The sequence below is a fragment of the Microbacterium sp. cx-55 genome, assembly GCF_021117345.1.
In the GTDB taxonomy this organism is placed as follows: domain Bacteria; phylum Actinomycetota; class Actinomycetes; order Actinomycetales; family Microbacteriaceae; genus Microbacterium.
Window position 1 is genome coordinate 890175 of sequence record NZ_CP088261.1, and the last position, 17402, is coordinate 907576.

The following is a 17402-nucleotide window of genomic DNA, read 5'->3' on the forward strand; positions in this document are numbered from 1 at the left end:
TGGTGCCCGTCGGACGGACCTCGTCAATCCTAACGGGGACGTCATGTGGATGAGCCGCCTGGCGCTCCGGACGGCGTGGAGCGCGCTGGTAAGGTCGAAGAGTTCCGGAAAAGAGAAGCCTGAGATTGCGCACGTGACACTCGAAACCGCCCTTGACCAGCCCGCCCTCTTCACGATCGCTACCGCTCCTGCAGCTCTCGATGAGTTGAGCGTTCGAGAGCGCCGTTTGTTGGTGGGCGCGCTTAACTTCCACGCACTGATGGCACCTGGCCAAACCCTCACGATTCACGGATACGACGGGGACTGGACCACCCTGCCGCGAACCACTGACGATTCAACCTTCACCGGAATGTCCAGGGTATTTCGGAAGAGAATCTTCTCGTTCGACATCGAGAGTCGCGTCCGGCCTGAGGAACGCCCTGCAATCGTGGCGGAGAAGCCGAGCTTGCGTCTGTCTTCGCGGGAAACGCGCCACCTGCATGTCTCCCGTGATGCGGTACTCGACTTCGACCCGCCGAGAGATATCTCCCCCGATCCTGTGCGTCGCGTGCTGCGGGCAATTCGAGCGAAAGCGCCCCTGTGGTATGACGAGGCGCGGGATGTTGAGCTTCTCCGGCACCGGCGCGCGCTACTGACCTCCGCCCCGCGCCGCCGATACGAGGAGGAATTCCATCCTGGAGGCGGACATTCTCATGCCGATTCGGAGATCATCCCGGCTTACACGTTTCACGCGGACGCCCCTAGAGCAGTGATCGTCGGTCTCCACTGGTTTGAGCTGGGTGGTGCCGAGCGGTGGGCATTCGAGACCGTGCGTCTCGCACGGGAAGCGGGGCTCATTCCAATCGTCCTGACGAACCGTGATTCCCATCAGCCGTGGATCGGTAGACCCGAGCTGGATGGGGCCCTCCTCATTCCCTTTTCGGAGGCGACGGCGCTCAGTCAGACGCCCGGCGTCGAAGAGTTGCTCCGTGCGCTTATGCGCGAGTTCGACGTGCGCGGTGTCGTAGTCCATCACAACCAATGGCTTTACGACCGGTTGCACTGGATCAGAAAGTCGCGCCCGAACATTCCGATCGTCGATTCCACTCACATTGTCGAGTACCGAGGCGGCGGATACCCGCTCAGCAGCGCGATGGTGGAGGAAGTTATCACGGCGCATCACGTGATCTCCCCGTCGTTGGCGCGCTGGATGACCGATGTGCAGCGGATCGATCCGAAGAAGATCGTGATGGCGCCGTTGGGCGGTCTGACCGTCGACGTGTCGACCCCCGTCTTCCGGGATCGCGCACCAGATGAGTCATTCGTGGTTGCCTTCGTCGGTCGGATATCCCGGCAGAAGGCTCCCGAAGTATTCGTCAGCATGGCGCGACGAATGCGGGGTCTGCCCAACGTCGAATTCATCATGCACGGGGATGGCGAGCTCTCCAGTTGGCTTGACGATGTCATCCGCTCGCAGGGGATGGAGGGCCGCATCCGGCGCCGCAACTCGTCCGTCGCGGTGTCCATGACGCTCGATGAAGCCCACGTTCTCGTCGTTCCGTCGCACAACGAAGGACTGACCCTGACGTCGCTTGAAGCGATTGCGCACGGAGTACCCGTCGTGTCCACGGCCGTCGGCGGGCAGGGCGATCTGATCCCGAACCGCGCACTGGTTCCGCGTCGGGCGCACGCCGCGGCGCGGGAGTTGACGCGCGTCGTGTCCGGGCTGGTGGGTGACGAGATTTCTCGGAAGAAGCTCTGGATAGACGAGCTCTCAGCCGAGCGGGGGCTGCTCGCGCAGCGTTCCGCGAGCGAATGGTTCCAAGAGGAGATCAGCGGATGGTAACGACAGCTGCAGTTGTGGTGACTTTCAATCGTCTCGAGAAACTCAAAGCGGTTATCGAGTCCGTTCGTGCGCAGATTGAGCCCGTTGAGACGCTCATCCTTATCGACAACGCCTCAACAGATGGCACGCGGGAGTATCTGGCGACACTCCGCGATCAGGACGGAATCGACGTCGTGACGATGCCGCGCAATGTCGGCGGGGCGGGGGGTTTCGCCGAGGGAATGCGGCGCGGATACGGCACGGGCGCCGACTTCGTCTGGATCATGGACGACGACTGTTACCCCGAGTCGACGGCGCTTGCGGAGCTCACGCGCGGATTCGCCGACGCGGTCGATGAGCTCGGACCGGATGTCCCCTTCGCCTGCTCCGTCGTCAAGTTCACCGACGGAACAATCTGCGAGATGAACAATCCGGTCCCCACCTGGGACTGGGGGCGACTGTTGGTCAAAGGGCAGCGCAATGTCATGGTGACAACGTGCTCGTTCGTCTCGGTGCTGGTCCCGCGGTGGGCGATCGCGGAGTACGGCCTGCCTTACGCCGAGTACTTCATCTGGTTCGACGACCGCGAGTACACGTTGCGGCTTACGCGCAGGTGCCCGGGCGTCCAAGTGCTCGACAGCGTCGTTATCCACGACATGGGTGAGAACCGCGGAGTCAACTTCGGGATGGTCGATCCCGCGAGCGTGTGGAAGTTCGAACACGGCGTCCGCAACGAAGCGTCGTACCTTTTCCACCATCGAGGGCTCTTGTACTACATCGAGTTCGGTGCGCGACTGGCGGTCAGCCTGCACCGAGGCCGGGTGCCGCTGCCGCTGCGCGCGAGACTCTTCAAGAAATGGCTCGCTGGAGTAACCTTCAACCCCCAGGTGGCTTTCCCCGACCACTCACCCGAGGATAAGCGCCCGAATACTCATTCGCGCAGGTAGCGGCGGAGTTCGTCGATGGCGTCGGTGGGGCTGAAGCCCGATGCCACTAGTTTGTCGAGACCCAGCACGCTATTCGCGGGTCGTGGGGCGACCGGTGCGGTAGATCGCGTGAAATACTCCGCGGTGGAAGTGGCGGATACTCGTTTCGGTTCGTGACCGGTGAAGGTGAACACCGAACGCGCTATCGCGTGCCAGGACATGGGTTCACCGCTGTTGGTGACGTTGTAGATGCCGCCGCCCGGTCGCGTCGTTACCAGGTGCTGGATCGCGGCGGCGAGAGTCGAGGTGAATGTCAGCCGTCCGACTTGGTCGTTGACCACGCTCGGGTTGATGCCGCGTTCGGCGAGGTTGGCCATGGTGCGGACAAAGTTGTTGCCGTCGCCGATGACCCAGCTGGTGCGGATGATGTAGTGGTGGGGGACGGTGGTGACGATGGCGTCGCCGGCGGCTTTGGTTTGCCCGTAGACGCCGAGGGGGGAGAGGGGGTCGGTTTCGGCGTATGCGCCTGGTTTGGTGCCGTCGAAGACGTAGTCGCTGGAGACGTGGACGAGGGTGATGCCGTAGGTCGTGGCGATGCCGGCGAGGGTGGTGAGGGCGGTGACGTTCGCGGCCCACGCGGCGGTGCGTCCGGTGGGGGTTTCGGCGGTGTCGACGGCGGTGTAAGCGGCGGCGTTGATGATGGTGTCGTAGTCCCGCCACCGGCGTGCGGAGCCGAGGCCGGGTGCGGTGATGTCGAGGGTGTCGCGGGTCGCGTATTCCATGGACGGCTCGTCGCCGAACGCAGCGCGGAGAGCCGTGCCGAGTTGCCCGTTCGCGCCGATCACGAGAGTCCGCTTCGGGGGAATCGGAGTGACACCCGCAAGGCGGGGGTGATTCTTGTCTTTCTCGCTGATTTCGACCTGATCCAACGGGATGGGCCAGTCGATCGCGGCGGTTTCGTCGGCGAGGTTCAGGAAGGAGTACGACGCGGTCGGTGACCAGTGATCGTTGACGAGGTAGGTGTACGCCGTATCGGGTTCCAGGGTCTGGTAACTGTTGCCGACACCACGGGGGATGTAGATCGCTTGGGTGGGATCGAGCTCGGTAGTGAACACGGTCCCAAAGGTGGGACCATCGCGCAGGTCGACCCAGGCGCCGAAAATTCTCCCGGTGGCGACGGACACGAACTTGTCCCAGGGTTCGGCGTGGATGCCGCGGGTTGTGCCGACGGCGTCGTTGAAGGAGATGTTGTTCTGCACCGGACCGAAGTCGGGGAGGCCGACATCGAGCATCTTTTGCCGCTGCCAGTTCTCCTTGAACCACCCGCGCGAGTCGCCGTGCACGGGCAAATCCAGCACGACCAAGCCCGGGATAGGGGTCGCCGTAAGTCTGAGGGTCTTGCCGAAGTCAGTCACGATTGCCCACCACTACGTCGATCTTGCTGTGCGCCCCGGCGGGGTCGTCACTGTCCTTTGGTTGCGTAGAAGGCTTCGACGCTGTCTTTGGTGGGGGACCACCAGGGTTCGTTGTTTTGGTACCAGGTGATGGTGTTGGTGATGCCTTGTTCGAAGTTTTGGTACTTCGGAGTCCAGCCGAGTTCGGTGCGGAGTTTGGTGGAGTCGATCGCGTAGCGGAGGTCGTGTCCGGGGCGGTCGGTGACGTGGTCGTACGCATCCGCGGGTTGACCCATCGTGGTGAGGATCAGTTCGACGACGTCTTTGTTGTTCTTTTCCCCGTCGGCACCGATCAGGTACGTCTCACCGATGACACCGTTGTTGAGGATGGTGAGGACGGCGGAGGAGTGGTCGTCGGCGTGGATCCAGTCGCGGACGTTTTCGCCGGCCCCGTAGAGCTTGGGGCGGATCCCGCGGATCACGTTCGTGATCTGGCGGGGGATGAACTTTTCCACGTGCTGGTAGGGGCCGTAGTTGTTGGAGCAGTTGGAGATCGTGGCTTTCACGCCGAACGACCGCACCCACGCCCGCACCAGCAGATCCGAGCCCGCCTTGGTGGAGGAGTAGGGGGAGGACGGGTTGTAGGGGGTGTTCTCGGTGAACCGGGCCGGGTCATCGAGTTCCAGGTCCCCGTAGACCTCGTCGGTGGAGATGTGATGGAACCGGCGGTCGTGTTTCCGTGCGGCTTCCAGCAGCGTGTACGTGCCGATGATGTTCGTGTCCAGGAACGGGCGGGGGTCGTTCAGGCTGTTGTCGTTGTGGGACTCCGCGGCGTAGTGCACGACCGCATCGACCTCACCGAACAACGTGTCCACGAGGCCCTGGTCGGCGATGTCGCCTTCGACGAATCGGAACCGGTCCGCGGGGAGCCCGTCGAGGGAGGCGAGGTTTCCGGCGTAGGTGAGTTTGTCGAGGACGGTGACGTGGTCATCGGTGTGGGTGAGGACGTGGTGGACGAAGTTCGAACCGATGAACCCGGCACCGCCGGTCACGAGAAGTTTCCGGACCATGCGTTTACTTGCCCCTCTTCAAAATATCCAGCAGGTACGCCCCGTACCCGGACTTCACCAGCTTCACCGCACGCTCTTCGAGCTCCGTGTCGGTGAGGAATCCTTGCCGCCACGCGACTTCCTCGGGAACACCGATCCGCATCCCCGTGCGCCGTTCCATGGTTCGCACGTACTCGCCCGCGTCGAGCATCTGATCAAACGTCCCCGTGTCCAACCACGCCGTCCCGCGGGGGAGAACCTCGACCTGCAACTTCCCCGCATCCAAATACGCCGAGTTGATGTCCGTGATCTCGTACTCGCCACGGGGGGAGGGCTTCAGGCCCCGTGCGATCTCCACCACATCGTTGTCGTAGAAATACAACCCCGGCACCGCATAATTCGACTTCGGGGCCACCGGCTTCTCCTCCAACGACACCGCCCTGCCCGCATCATCGAACTCCACCACCCCGTACGCGGACGGCTCCGCCACCCAATAGGCGAACACCGCCCCACCATCAACATCCGCGTAACGCTTCAGCTGCGTGCCCAATCCGGGTCCGTAAAGCAGGTTGTCGCCGAGGACGAGGGCGACCTTGTCGTCGCCGATGTGGTCCGCGCCGATTGTGAACGCCTGCGCCAACCCATCCGGCGACGCCTGCTCCGCGAACGACAACGAAATCCCGAACTGTGACCCATCGCCGAGCAGACGCCGGAAATGCGGCGCATCGTGGGGTGTCGTGATCACCAAGATCTCCGTCACACCCGCGAGCATCAACGTCGTCAACGGGTAATACACCATCGGCTTGTCATAAACCGGAATCAGCTGCTTCGACACCCCCAACGTGATCGGATGCAACCGAGTCCCCGAACCACCAGCCAGAATGATGCCTTTCACTCGTCCATTGTGGCAGGTGGTGGCGGCGCCGCCGAATTTCCGCCCGGCCTGCCGGCTCTCGAACCGTTCGTCGGTAACAATGGCCACTGTGATGCATAGTAAAAATCGTCCCGTGCGCGCTCACGCGCGTACCCTTCTGGTCGCGCTGCTGTCCGCTGCCGTGCTGGTCAGCGGGATGACGGCATCCCCGGCAATCGCGGTGGCACCGGCCGTCGACGCCGCACTGCCCGCCTCGGTGGCGCCGGCCGCAGTGAGCGACGGTGTAGACGCATCCCGCATCGTCCCCGCCGCCGACCTCGCTGGCTTCCGGCCGGGCAACATCATCTCCAACGAGGTCTTCTTCAATTCCTCGACAATGACCGAAGCGCAGATCTCGGATTTCCTCCGTCAGCGCGTGACGTCGTGTCAGAGCGGGTACACCTGTCTGCGTGACTATCAGCAGGACACCGTGACCCGTGCGGGTGACGCCTATTGCTCGACCTACGACGGGGCCGCGAACGAGTCGGCAGCGCGCATCATCTACAAGGTCGCTCAGGCCTGCGGGCTGAATCCTCAGGTGCTACTGGTCACGCTGCAGAAAGAGCAGAGCCTCGTCACCAACCGTGCGCCGAGCAAAGACAACTTCACCATCGCGATGGGACAGGGATGCCCCGACACCGCCGCCTGCGACACCCGCTACTACGGGTTCTACAACCAGGTGCTTGGTGCCGCGCGTCAGTTTCAGATCTACAGCGCGAACAAGTTCTTCACGTACTACGCGCCGGGCAGGACCTGGAACGTCCGGTACAACCCGAATGCGAACTGCGGTTCCTCGCCGGTGTACATCGAGAACCAGGCGACCGCCAACCTCTACTACTACACGCCCTACCAGCCCAACGGGGCCGCGCTCGGCGCCGGGTACGGTCTCGGCGACGGATGCTCCGCCTACGGCAACAGGAACTTCTACAACTACTTCACGGACTGGTTCGGGAGTACGCAGATCTCCACGACCGTCCTGGTGAAACTCGCGACGGACGCGACGGTATGGCTGGTCAGCAACGGTGCCCGATGGCATGTGGGGAACGTTGAGGACTACATCGAGCTGTCGCGGGTGTTCGGCGCGGCCAGCGTCGTGGGGGCCCCGTACATCTCGTCGCTCGCCTTCTCCGGGGCCGCGGGTGCCGTCCTCCGAGACTCCACGACGGGCGCGATCGCGCTCATCCAAGACGGCCAGCGACATGCGATTCCTAGCTGCGAGCTGGTCGCCGGCCTGGGCGGATCCTGCGCCGCGCCGGTGAACGTGGCGGCGGGCCTGTTGGCCCGCGTGCCGACCGGAGCCGACGTTGGCTCGTTCTTCCGTGTGCGCGGTGGGGAGCGGTGGGGACGATTCGAGGACGGGCAGACGGTCACGCCGCTGTACAACGCCGCGGCCGCGCGATCGGCGAACAACGACGTCCGGACGACCCCGTACGCGCCGTACCTGAACACTGACCTCTACCTGGCGGCTCCTAAGCGGAGCCTGGTCTTCGCACCGGCGCAGCTCGTCAAGGCGGCGAACGACCAGACCGTCTACCTCACAGTGGACTACGACAAGCTCCTATACGTGCCGACGTGGGACAGCGTGGCCGACTACAACCGCGACGGGTCTTCCCTCGCGGTCGTCAGCCCGGAAGAGCTCAGCGGTTACAAGATGTCCGGGACGGTGACCCCGTTGCTCTCCTGCAACGGCGCGACGTATCTGCCCGTCGCCGGGTGGCTCAACGCTCTCGCGAATCCGTCGTCCACCGGACTGGGCGTGACCTCGGCGGGTGCCGCGACGTGTGCTCAGTTCTCCGCGCGGGACGGGCAGATCGCCGGAGTGCTGGCGATCAAGACCGCGGATTCGGCGGACGTGTGGGTCGTTGATCGCGGTTCGCGACGCTACGCGATCTCGTGGTCGGCCCTGGTCGCGCAGAACGGTGGAGCCGCGCCGCAGATCATCACCGTGGGCCGCGGCACGCGGGACGGGATCCCCGAGGGGGTTCCCGTGCTGGCCGGGTCGGTCGTCAAGACGGCCTCCTCGCCGGACCTCCTGCTCACGGGCGCCGCGAACACGTACTGGATTCCGTCCGGGGGGCTCGCCGCCGATCTCGGCATCGCTCTCAGCTACCGGGTGATCCCGGATGCACAGGCCACCGGTCTGCCGCGCGGCTCTCAGCTCTCGAGCTGGATCCGGTGCGGCACCATGACGTACTTCGGGGCGGAGGGGCGAATGTGGCCGGTTTCGGAGCAGGCGGCACGCGGGTTCACGCCCACGGTGCTCGATGCGGCGGCGTGCGCTACCGTCTCTCGCGGCACCGACACTCTGGGCCTGGTCGCGGTGAAGCGCGCGGGTTCCGCGGATGTGTTCGTTGCCTCGGGCGGACAACTGCGCTACGTCACGTCGTGGAACGCCCTCCTCCAGCTGAACGGCGGCGCCGCACCGCGCGTGCTGACCGTGTCGCCCGACGCACTGAACGCGATGCCGGCGGGCGCGGCCGTCGGATAGCGGCGAGGGCAACAGGGGCAACCGTTTCGGCGCTCATGCCTGGGGTGAGTGAGCCTAACGGGGGCGCGCGGGGTCGGTCAGTCCGTGAGGCGCCAGAGGGTGATGGTGCCGTCGCTCTGGCTTCCGGCGCCGATGACTTCATCCTGGGCGAGCCGATAGTCGATCGAGTCCACAGGCGTCAACACGCTCTGATACTCGTTCTGCCAATCCGAGTCACAGCTCGAGTCGGTGAGAACCCAACGCGTTCCACTCTGGTGCATCGCGTTGACATCGAGACCGCCCGCGTCGCGCGCCGCGATGATGCTGTCAATGGCGGAACGGTCGTCGGGCCACGCCATTCCCAGGTGGTAGTTGGCGATCGCCGCGCCGGAGGTCACCTTCGCGGTGCGATTGTCGATGCAGCGTTCCGTCGTGAGCAGGCCGCCCTCCTCGGAGAATGCCGGCATCGAGGCGAGCTCCGCGATCGCGAGCTCCCGTTCCGTGCCCGGATCCCAAGCGGCCTGCATCTGTCCGTCACGGAGCGAGTTGACCCAGTCGGGGAGCGCGCCCGTCCACAGGACCCCGGAGGCCAGGACGGTCGCGAGAAACACAGCGGCAGCGCGTCTCGGCGCGGGGGTGGATACTGCGGGGTCCGAGTCGAGCTCGCGGCCGGGCACCGTGCGCGTAGAGAGGATGAGACCGGCCAGCCGAGCCATGCCCAGCAGGGCGAGGACGGAGCCGAGGAGAATCCCCTCGATCCAAAAGCGGTAGGGCTCCGCGTTCGCACCCCACACATCGTTCACCGTCAGAAGCGGCAGTGCGATCAGCGCGGTGATGGAGATCGTGAGGGTGAGGCGGTCGCGGAGGAATGACGCCGTGATGAGCACGCCGACGAGCGCGGTGAGCACGACCGCCGCTCCCACGACGGCTTGCCACGATACGACTCCGAGCATGTGGTTCGATGCCACGCGATAGTCGAGGAACGGGTCGTCGCTCACGATGCCGAGGACGGTGTAGGTGATCTGCGGCAGCGCCGTCGCCGCGGCCGCGACGGCCGCGATGCCGACGAGCCCCCGGGTACGGACGATCGCGACGACGAGGCCGGGGAATGCCGGGATCATGCCGAGGACCAGGGTCGGCAATTGGCCCAAGGTGTCGGCGGACAGCGGACCCAGGACGAACACGGCGACCAGCAGCAGCGCCGTGATCACGAGGGTCGGTGTACGGCGCCGTGCGGCGATCACCCCGGCCGTCGCCGCGCCGAACACGAGCAGGTACGTGAGAGTCAGGAACGAGTAGGTCTGGAAGCTGGAGAGCAGGCCCACCGCGGCCGCCGCCGTGATGGTCAAAACGATTCGGGTGCCTCGGCGTGCGGTGCCCCGCCACGCCCAGACCAGGGCGCTCAGCGCGATGATCCCCACGCAGAGGCCTGCGGTCTCGGCGTTGTTGGAGAACAGCACCCCGTACGGGCCCCACAGCACGGCGTGCGCGGCGAGATGGGTGTACCAGGCGTTCTCGGTGCCGGCGATCAGGTACGCGAACGTGCCCGTGAAGAAGGGGAGCGCGCCCGCGAACGCGACCCACCAACGGTGGGCGAGTCCTGCGGCGACGAGCGACAGAGCGAGGGCGGCGAGGAACTGCAGCACGAACGAGGTCAGGTTCCAGGCGACGACGGTGGGGAGCCCGAACAGGCGGGCGATGAGTCCGACGAAGGAGTAGTACAGCCGGGGGTAGTGGCTCACCCCGGTCATCGTGACGGGTTCCGAGTTGTCGAAGTGCCCGTGAGCGACATCTGCGGCGATCGCCAGATAGCCGAGCTGATCGTGCCAGAACTCGGTGCGCAGGAACTGCAGCGGATTCCGTCCCGCACGAAGCTGACCGAGCTGTTGCAGAAGGACGACGGCAAGCGCCGTCACGCTCGCCGCTGTGCCGAGCAACCACCGGTCGAGGGTACGAAAAGGGCGCATTCGGCCAAGTCTAGACACTGGCCTGCGAGACTCCGATTGTTCCCCGGGTAGCCTCGTACGGTGCACAGCCTGACCGAGACCGAAGATCGATCGACACCCGACGGATCGGTGCAGAAGCCGGGCTGGCGGCAGTCCCCGGTGCTGTGGCTGGCTGCCAGCGTCGCGGCGGTCATGGCGATGATGCTGGCCCGTCTGGTCAGGGAGCCTCGATTTCTGTTCTGGGACGACACGCAGCTCGGCGCCTTCGGGCAGTGGTACGGCCTCGGATCGCGGCTTCTTGAGGGGCAGCTGCCGATTCTTTCTCCCGGGGCATGGCAGGGAGGTAACTACCTGGCAGAGGGGCAGTGGGGTATCTGGAACCCCCTCACCTGGCTCATCGCACTCAGTATGCATGTCGGAGACGGCGCGACCGTTGCGGTGACGCTCGTCAAACTCGTGTTCCTCGTGGCGCTTTGCATCGGCGTGTTTCTCTTGGCGAGAGCCTACGGGGCGCAACCGTGGTGGGCAGCTGTCGCCGGATTCACGGCAACTGCGGGCGGCCAAACGATCTTCATGGACGCGCCATCCTGGGTGACCGGTCTGCAGAACGCAACACTTTTCGCCTTCGTCTGGTGGGCCCTCAAGCGGCACCTTGACGGCGCGAGGGGGCCCCTGCCGTTCTTCGTGGCCTCCTACCTGCTCGTCACGATCGGGTACGTGTTCGGTGTCATCGAGCTAGCCATTCTGCTCTTCGTATTTCTCGGGTTCGCGATAGCCGCGAAGAACCGCGCACAAGCCCTGCGCGTTGCACTTCTGGGCTGTTTCCCGGCGCTTCTGACGGTGTTCGTCTACCTTCCCGGTGTTCTTACAGCTCCCGTGACTCGACGGGCTGGTTCCGACATCCTGAACGACCTGTTCTTGAACATGGATCTGGGTGACCTCGCAGCTTCGCCGATCGCAACAGGGGTCAGCTCTGTTCGTGGGTATTGGGGAGATTTTCTCCCCGTTCCGCTGCAGTACGTGACGTGGCTGCTTCCGCTGCTGGTGCTCATTAGTGCCGGATGGCGAGCGTCCTTGCGGGACCTTCGTGTGCCGCTTGTGCTCCTCGGGGTCACTCTCGCTCTAGTAATCGGGCCGAGCGTGGTGGGGCCGCTCCGCTACCCCGCACGGATGATGCCGTACGTCGTGATGGTGGTCGCGCTGTTGATCGCGGTCGTCGCCTCACGCGGCTGGCCACAGCGGGTGTCGCCGCGCCGTATCCTGGTGGCCGCCCTCATCACGGTCGTCTCCGGATGGCTCGCGTGGGCCGCGCAGCCCTCGTCGTGGGTAGTCGTGGCGGTCGGTGTGCTCATCCAGCTCGGCGTTCTCTTCGCCCTCCTCCATCGACGGGTGGGCGGCCGGGGCGGGAAGGCGGCTGCGGGGTGGTTGCTCATCGCGTCGCTCGTGGTCATCGCGCCCCAGATCGCGAAGTACCCGTCCAGCCCGCTCGGCAACTTCAACGTCCCGTCGTCGGTGTCCGCCATGCACGATGTCGCCTCCGGCATGGGCGACGGGATCTTCACGGTCGGCGATGTCTACTCCCTGCAGAGGGACCCCCGTTCGTACGAGGAGTCGCTCGTCGCGAACCTCTGGTACACGACCGGCAAGGACGTCGCCTCGGTGTACACCGTGCTGCCGTTCACGTCGTACGCGGATCAGCTCTGCGTGGACATCCGCGGGTGGACCTGCGCCGACGCACTCGACACGCTCTTCGAGGGCTCACCCACGATCGCCGACGACATGGCGCTTAACACCGTGGTGGTCATCAAGGGAGAAGGCCTCGATGACGTCCGAGCGCCCGCGGGATGGACGGCTGACGAGGGCGAGTTCACCTGGACGCTCCACCGCACGGACGAGCTTCCCCGGGCGGGAGGAATCGCCCGCGTCTCCGATGGCGTCACGGTGTCGAACGTCACGCACGACGACACCTCGGTGACGTTCACCGTCGATTCCGTCGCACAGTCCGGGAGCGAGGTGGTGATGAGCCGTCTCGCCTGGCCGGGTTACACGGTCGACGGTGCGGAACTCGCCGCACCCGATCGGGGCTTCCTGCTGTCGGTCGCTCTGGATCCGTCGGACGTCGGCTCGACGATCCGCGTCCAGTTCTCGCCGCCCGGATGGACGGCGGAAGTCGCCGCCGCCGCCCTCGCCGGCGTGCTGGCACTCTCCTACACGCTCTGGTTCGCGGTGCGCGCCCGCGCGCGGCGACGGGCATAAGCGCCGACGCGCATCTGCGTCGGCGGGCTATAGGCCCGACAGCATGTGCGACCGCAGCTGCGCCTGATACACGGCGCCGAGTCCGGCCGGGAGTGTCGTGGCGACCAGTCCGTCGAGGTCACGCCACACGGTCGATCGGACACGCAGGTCGAGGGCCTGCCCCGTGGCGTTGCCCTGGCCGAGGATGAGGGGGACGGGCTTGCGCCGCAGCCGCGAGAGCTCGCCCACGATGGCGCCGATCGACAGGGCGGTCATCGAGCCCACGATCTTCGTCACGACGGTTCCCTCGGGTTCCCGGCTCACGCGATCCATCGCGGCGGAGATCACCCGGGCGCAGTCGTCGACGTAGATGTAGTCCCGCAGGGTGTCGAGCGAGACGTAGACCTTGACCGGGCGTCCCGTGACGTAGCCGTCGACCATGACCGAGATGAGTCCTTGGCCCTTGCCGAGATCCTGGCCCGGCCCATACAGGTTCGTCACGCGTGCGATGAACGCCCGGTGTGCGGTTCCGTCGACGAAGGAGCGCAGCGACGCCTCCATGCGGAGTTTTGCCTCCCCGTACGCCGACAGGGGGGCCGGCGCGGTGGCCTCGGAGAAGGGCGGTCGGTCGCTGCCGGCATACGCGCCACCGACGCTCGAACCGAGGAAGAATACCCCGGAATCCGCCTCCGAGGTGCGCTCGGCGACGACGCTCAGAAACTGCTCGAAGAGGTCGGCCTCCGCCATGACGACGTCGCGCGGCGTCGAGGTGACGCCACGGCCCGCGCTCCAGTAGATCTCCCACGGTTCCGCCGCGGAGCGCACCTTCCGGAGGAACTCATCGAGTCCTTCCGTCAGCGACGTCAGCGTCGCCGCCGAGTCGGCCCAGTCCACCGCGACGTGGAAGGCCTCCGCCGACCCCGTGCGGTCGATGGCGGAGCCGAGCAGGCCCCGTCCGATGATCCACCTATGGGGCGTCGGCATGCCGGTGGCCCAACGGACCGGATTGCGGATCGCGGACGATGAGGTACGCCGGCTTGCCGAGGGCCATGTTGACCGCGAGGCCGAGGTACTCCGCGATGATGCCGAGCGCCACGAGGATCGCCCCCGTTCCCAGCGCCGTCAGGACCATCTGAGACGTCCACCCCGCCGGTATCTCCACCCCGGCCAGTCGCACGATGATCAGGTAGAGGGCGAAGAGGATGCCCCCACCGGCGAACAGCAGACCCGCGCCGGTCACCAGGCGCAGTCCGCGTGTGCCGGACGTGAGGATCATCCGCCAGAAGTGCGCCATCAGGCGCCGGTAAGAGTACCCGGATCGACGGTCGCCCTCCTCGCGGAGCGTCACGGGAGAGGTGACGATGCGGGCGGCTACCCACGAGAGCGCGACATCGAGGTACACGCCGGTGCCAGAATACGCCGCCACGCTTCTGCCGACCTCGCCGAGCACGAGCCGGTAGCTGTTGAAGTGCGATGCCTTGCCCCCGCCGAAGATGGTCTCGAGCAAACGCTTGGAGACGCGCGAGGCGGAGTTGCGCACGTATCCGTGGGGCGGCTTGTTGGTGGGCGCCGCGTAGACGACGTCCGCCTCCTCGCGCATCGCCGTGTCGAGCATCGAACCGATGGCGGCGGGATCGTGCTGGCCGTCCTCGTCGAGCGTGACCACCCATTCGCCGCCCGACGACGCGATGCCGGCCAGGGTCGCCGCGTGCTGCCCGTAGTTGCGGCTGAGCCAGACGGGTTTCACATACGGGAACTCGGCGGCGAGTTCGCGGATGACTCCTGCCGACCGGTCGGGACCGTGATCGAACGCGAGCACGACCTCATCCACGGAGGCGTGATATCCGTCGGCCGTCACGAACCCTCGGGTGAGCGGCTCGATCTCGGCGAGCACCGATCTGAGGGTTCGTTCCCCCTGGTACACCGGGATCACGACAGACATCCTGTGCACGTATTGCGCGGTAGTGGTCACCGCATCCTCCGTTCGAGAATCTTGTAGCTGATGCGGCGCGCGCGAGCCATGATCCGCGCTCGGGCGTTGCCCAGCGCGACGTCGGCGCGCGAAAGCGCATCGGGATGGTGGCGGCGGAACCAGAGATGGAAACCGCGTGCCTGGGAGGCTTGGTCCTTCGTCAGAGCCACACTCCACTGGGTCGAGCTCATTCGGAACGTTGCGCCGACCTCGCCGTCGGGAGCGAAGTCGCCGGACAGCAGGACGCGCGAGTAGGTGGCTTGATCGATGAGGTACGGGAAATCGCCGAACCATCCGCCGGCATCCCGCAGGGCGGCGGTGCGCATCATGACCGACGCCGGCTCGCCGAACGGGTTGGACCCGGCCCGGACGGCGCGTCTGACGGCGGCCACTCCGGGCATGCGGCTCTTGATGCCTCGAAGGCCCCATCCGGCCATCAGCACCTGACCGGACGCGTCGATGATGTCGCGTCGGCAGGCGGTCAGCGCCACCGCCGGGTCGTCGAGGATCCGCGCTTGACGCGCGAGGATGCCGGGGCGGAGCACGTCGTCGCCGCAGACCAGCTTGAGCAGTTCACCCCGGGCCCCGTCCGTGACCCGATTCCAGTTGCGTGGAGCGCCCCCGCCGGCGGGGGTGTCCAGTAACCGGACACGCGGATCGTCCGCATAGCGGTTCATCTGCGCCCGGGTGTCGTCCGTCGACGAGTGGTCGGCGATGATCACCTCGAACTCGACGCCGTCCTGCACCAGCACCGAGTCGATGGTCTCGGCGATCGTGCGGCCGTTGTTGTACGCGGGGATGACCACCGAGACGCGGGGTGCAGCGCTCATGCCCGTCCTTTCGTAGCGGCGGCCGTCGGGCGGCCGGGGGAGGTGCTACGCCCACCGCATCCGGGAGCGACACTCCGCGAATGCGCGGCACGCCGCGGTTGTCGAGCATACCGCAGGTGTCTGGGGGTCCTGCGTGGGGCCACGGAGCGGGCAGGTAACATCAAGAGGTGCGGACGTTCCTCTCCACCGTCGCGGCTCGTCCCGAGGTGAGGTATCTCTTCTTCGGAGGGATCAACACGGCTTTCTCCTATGGGCTGTACTCGGTGTTCCTGATCACGCTGCACCATTTCGAGGTTCCCGGCGACTTCGCCATCGCGACGGCGCTCAGCTGGCTGATATCCAACGTGACGTCCTTCGCTCTGCAACGTCGGTTCGTCTTCCGGAGCAGCGCGCGCATCGTCCGGGAGTTCGTGAGGTTCTCCTCCGTGACCCTCGGATCGTTCGCCGCGAACCTCGCCCTTGGGTTGTTCGCGGTGACCGTGCTGGGACTCAACGGGCAGGGAGAGAAACTGCTGAGCCAGTTGGTGATCACGGTCATCCTGGTCATCGCGACGTTCGCGCTGCACAAGGCATTCTCGTTCCGCGGTGATCGGGTCGACGCGTTCGGCACGGGGGCGGTCATCGAGGAGTCCCCGACAGAGGATGCGCCCCACCACCGGAGCTCTGCGCGTTCCTCAGACGAGCGCTGACTTCTTCAACGAAAGGACGGTCCTTCGTGGACTTGCTTATTGTCGGCTCGGGTTTCTTCGGCCTCACGATCGCCGAGCGCGCCGCCGCGGCGGGTCGCAAGGTCACGGTCATCGACCGCCGCCACCACATCGGCGGTAACGCCTACACCGAGAACGAGCCCGTGACGGGCATCGAAGTTCACCGCTACGGCGCGCACCTGTTCCACACCTCGAACCCGACCGTGTGGGAGTACGTCAACCGATTCACGGCGTTCACGAACTACGTGCACCGCGTCTACACGACGCACAAGGGGATCGTCTTCCCGTTGCCGATCAACCTCGGCACGATCAACCAGTTCTTCCAGGCCGCGTACACGCCGGGCGAGGCGCGGGCGTTGATTCAGGAACTCGCCGGTGAGTTCGACCCGAAGCAGGCGCAGAACCTCGAGGAACGAGCGATCGGGCTCATCGGCCGCCCCCTGTACGAGGCGTTCATCCGCGACTACACGGCGAAGCAGTGGCAGACCGATCCGAACAACCTGCCGGCCGAGGTCATCTCTCGCCTTCCCGTCCGTTACACCTACGACAACCGGTACTTCAACGACACGTGGGAGGGCTTGCCGGTCGACGGCTACACGGCGTGGCTCGAGCGGATGGCCGATCACCCGAACATCGAGGTGCAGCTGAACGTCGACTACTTCGATGCGTCCCAGCCGCTCAACAAGGCCGCGACCGTGGGTCAGGTCCCCATCGTCTACACGGGCCCGGTTGACCGCTATTTCGATTACGCCGAAGGTGAGCTGTCGTGGCGCACCCTCGACTTCGAGCAGGAGGTGCTCGACATCCCCGATTTCCAGGGAACGAGCGTCATGAATTATGCGGATGCAGACACCCCGTACACCCGCATCCACGAGTTCAAGCACTTCCACCCGGAGGGCGCCGACCGGTACCCGACCGATAAGACCGTCATCGTCCGCGAGTACTCGCGCTTCGCCACGCGCGATGACGAGCCCTACTACCCGGTCAACACGCCCGAGGATCGGGCTGGGCTGCTCGCCTACCGCGACCTGCAGAAGGGCGAGCAGGGCGTGCACTTCGGAGGTCGACTGGGTACCTACCAGTACCTCGACATGCACATGGCGATCGGCGCAGCGCTGTCGATGTGGAACAACCAGCTGGCCTGATCCCGAGCGACGCC

General features: G+C 65.6%; 13 protein-coding genes. 6 read left to right on the plus strand and 7 right to left on the minus strand.

Going from position 1 to position 17402, the window contains the following annotated elements; all coding sequences use genetic code 11:
• Positions 1-133 precede the first annotated feature (133 nt).
• Positions 134-1825 (plus strand): glycosyltransferase, encoded by a 1692-nt coding sequence (locus LQ938_RS04150; protein WP_223721918.1) that lies wholly within the window; start codon positions 134-136, stop codon positions 1823-1825.
• Positions 1819-2751: a glycosyltransferase family 2 protein gene (locus LQ938_RS04155; protein WP_223721919.1), complete on the plus strand. Its 933-nt coding sequence runs from the start codon at positions 1819-1821 to the stop codon at positions 2749-2751. The genes LQ938_RS04150 and LQ938_RS04155 overlap by 7 nt, the downstream gene beginning before the upstream one ends.
• On the opposite strand, the gene LQ938_RS04160 is transcribed toward LQ938_RS04155, so the two are convergent.
• The 3 genes from LQ938_RS04160 to rfbA are packed head-to-tail and all read right to left on the minus strand — an operon-like array spanning position 2736 to position 6068.
• Complete coding sequence (locus LQ938_RS04160) at positions 2736-4148, minus strand: sugar nucleotide-binding protein (RefSeq protein ID WP_374197475.1); 1413 nt, start codon at positions 4146-4148, stop codon at positions 2736-2738. The genes LQ938_RS04155 and LQ938_RS04160 overlap by 16 nt on opposite strands.
• 44 nt (positions 4149-4192) lie before the next feature.
• Positions 4193-5194: a dTDP-glucose 4,6-dehydratase gene (gene rfbB, locus LQ938_RS04165; RefSeq protein WP_223721921.1), complete on the minus strand. Its 1002-nt coding sequence runs from the start codon at positions 5192-5194 to the stop codon at positions 4193-4195.
• A 4-nt stretch (positions 5195-5198) separates the two neighbouring features.
• Positions 5199-6068 (minus strand): glucose-1-phosphate thymidylyltransferase RfbA, encoded by an 870-nt coding sequence (gene rfbA, locus LQ938_RS04170; RefSeq protein WP_223722532.1) that lies wholly within the window; start codon positions 6066-6068, stop codon positions 5199-5201.
• A gap of 112 nt (positions 6069-6180) precedes the next feature.
• Between rfbA and LQ938_RS04175 the strand changes: the two genes are divergently transcribed.
• A complete protein-coding gene (locus LQ938_RS04175) occupies positions 6181-8574 on the plus strand; it encodes a hypothetical protein (protein WP_223721922.1) in 2394 nt (797 codons plus the stop codon).
• 77 nt (positions 8575-8651) lie between these two features.
• Here the strand turns inward: LQ938_RS04175 and LQ938_RS04180 are convergent, their stop codons facing one another.
• Complete coding sequence (locus LQ938_RS04180; RefSeq protein WP_223721923.1) at positions 8652-10520, minus strand: hypothetical protein; 1869 nt, start codon at positions 10518-10520, stop codon at positions 8652-8654.
• Positions 10521-10580: 60 nt separating this feature from the next.
• Here LQ938_RS04180 and LQ938_RS04185 point away from each other — a divergent pair, with 60 nt between their 5' ends.
• Positions 10581-12755, plus strand: a complete 2175-nt coding sequence (locus tag LQ938_RS04185; protein ID WP_223721924.1) for a hypothetical protein — start codon at positions 10581-10583, stop codon at positions 12753-12755.
• 27 nt (positions 12756-12782) lie between these two features.
• On the opposite strand, the gene LQ938_RS04190 is transcribed toward LQ938_RS04185, so the two are convergent.
• The 3 genes from LQ938_RS04190 to LQ938_RS04200 are packed head-to-tail and all read right to left on the minus strand — an operon-like array spanning position 12783 to position 15536.
• Positions 12783-13718, minus strand: a complete 936-nt coding sequence (locus tag LQ938_RS04190; RefSeq protein WP_223721925.1) for an NAD-dependent epimerase/dehydratase family protein — start codon at positions 13716-13718, stop codon at positions 12783-12785.
• Positions 13702-14676 (minus strand): glycosyltransferase, encoded by a 975-nt coding sequence (locus tag LQ938_RS04195; RefSeq protein ID WP_223721926.1) that lies wholly within the window; start codon positions 14674-14676, stop codon positions 13702-13704. Before LQ938_RS04195 ends, LQ938_RS04190 begins: the two co-directional genes overlap by 17 nt.
• A 26-nt stretch (positions 14677-14702) precedes the next feature.
• Complete coding sequence (locus LQ938_RS04200) at positions 14703-15536, minus strand: glycosyltransferase family 2 protein (protein ID WP_223721927.1); 834 nt, start codon at positions 15534-15536, stop codon at positions 14703-14705.
• Positions 15537-15703: 167 nt separating this feature from the next.
• Here LQ938_RS04200 and LQ938_RS04205 point away from each other — a divergent pair, with 167 nt between their 5' ends.
• Together LQ938_RS04205 and glf are read left to right on the plus strand one after the other, a co-directional pair.
• Positions 15704-16225: a GtrA family protein gene (locus LQ938_RS04205; RefSeq protein WP_223721928.1), complete on the plus strand. Its 522-nt coding sequence runs from the start codon at positions 15704-15706 to the stop codon at positions 16223-16225.
• 26 nt (positions 16226-16251) lie between these two features.
• Complete coding sequence (gene glf / locus LQ938_RS04210; protein WP_223721929.1) at positions 16252-17388, plus strand: UDP-galactopyranose mutase; 1137 nt, start codon at positions 16252-16254, stop codon at positions 17386-17388.
• Positions 17389-17402: the final 14 nt, after the last annotated feature.

What these genes read in the sequence shown, in the direction of transcription:
- LQ938_RS04200 (WP_223721927.1), bottom strand. Translation starts at nt 15,536, where the DNA reads ATGAGCGCTGCACCCCGCGTCTCGGTGGTCATCCCCGCGTACAACAAC.
- LQ938_RS04180 (WP_223721923.1), bottom strand. Translation starts at nt 10,520, where the DNA reads ATGCGCCCTTTTCGTACCCTCGACCGGTGGTTGCTCGGCACAGCGGCG.
- rfbB (WP_223721921.1), bottom strand. Translation starts at nt 5,194, where the DNA reads ATGGTCCGGAAACTTCTCGTGACCGGCGGTGCCGGGTTCATCGGTTCG.
- LQ938_RS04195 (WP_223721926.1), bottom strand. Translation starts at nt 14,676, where the DNA reads ATGTCTGTCGTGATCCCGGTGTACCAGGGGGAACGAACCCTCAGATCG.
- LQ938_RS04190 (WP_223721925.1), bottom strand. Translation starts at nt 13,718, where the DNA reads ATGCCGACGCCCCATAGGTGGATCATCGGACGGGGCCTGCTCGGCTCC.
- LQ938_RS04155 (WP_223721919.1), top strand. Translation starts at nt 1,819, where the DNA reads ATGGTAACGACAGCTGCAGTTGTGGTGACTTTCAATCGTCTCGAGAAA.